Origin of the sequence: Paenibacillus xylanilyticus, assembly GCF_013359935.1 — a bacterium.
Classification (GTDB): domain Bacteria; phylum Bacillota; class Bacilli; order Paenibacillales; family Paenibacillaceae; genus Paenibacillus; species Paenibacillus xylanilyticus.
On sequence record NZ_JABMCB010000157.1, the window covers coordinates 1 to 689 of the forward strand.

Genomic DNA, 689 nt, shown 5'->3' on the forward strand with positions numbered 1-689 from the left:
ATCTTGCTGAACTGTCAGACTTTGAGAAGGAAGATATCCTCGCATGGTGGAAGCAACAACCATTCGATTTGCAAATACCGGAACATCTCGGTAACTGCATATTCTGCATTAAAAAATCAACGCAAAAAATCGGACTTGCCTGCAAAGATGAGGAGGGATTGCAGCGTGTTTTTAATGAGGTCATCACGGGATCCCATGTGCGTGACGGACATCGGGAAACGCCAAAGGAGATTATGTACCGAGGAAGAATGTCGCTGGACGGTATCGCGAAAATGTATTCAGAAAATGATTATCAAGCCCTGTATCAGGACATGGTACGAGCTAAAAGATTCGATACCGGCTCTTGTTCTGAGTCATGCGAAATATTTGGAGGGCAGCTTGATTTCGACTTCGGGAGGGAAGCTGCATGATGCGATGTTATCGGTGCGGTGAATGCAAAGAAGATAACCGCTTCCGACCAAATCAACCTTACTGGAATCGATGGTGTCTCCGGTGTGAAAGAACACCAACAGGGGTGTTACCACTACCGCAGGAAAAGGAGGACGTGTGGCGAGACAGCGACGAAGTATCACCGACATAATCTGCGAAAACTGCAAATACCTTCCAACGAAACGCACCAGAAATAAACCCAAGCCAATCCCAAAAGAATCTGACGTAAAAACCTTCAACTACACGGCTCACCTGTGGGA

At 46.6% G+C, this 689-nt stretch carries 2 protein-coding genes; both read left to right on the plus strand.

Annotation, left to right across the window (positions count from 1 at the left end; genetic code table 11):
• Window positions 1-410: hypothetical protein (locus tag HP552_RS05565; RefSeq protein WP_446686452.1), on the plus strand; the 410-nt coding region annotated here is incomplete at its 5' end.
• Window positions 410-580 carry a protein NinD gene (ninD, locus tag HP552_RS05570; RefSeq protein ID WP_223368622.1) on the plus strand — a complete coding sequence of 57 codons (171 nt, stop codon included), beginning with the start codon at window positions 410-412 and terminating at the stop codon, window positions 578-580. The genes HP552_RS05565 and ninD, both read left to right, overlap by 1 nt.
• Window positions 581-689 lie beyond the last annotated feature (109 nt).

Excerpts from the sequence above, each read along its gene's own strand:
- ninD (WP_223368622.1), top strand. The coding sequence starts at position 410 with ATGCGATGTTATCGGTGCGGTGAATGCAAAGAAGATAACCGCTTCCGA.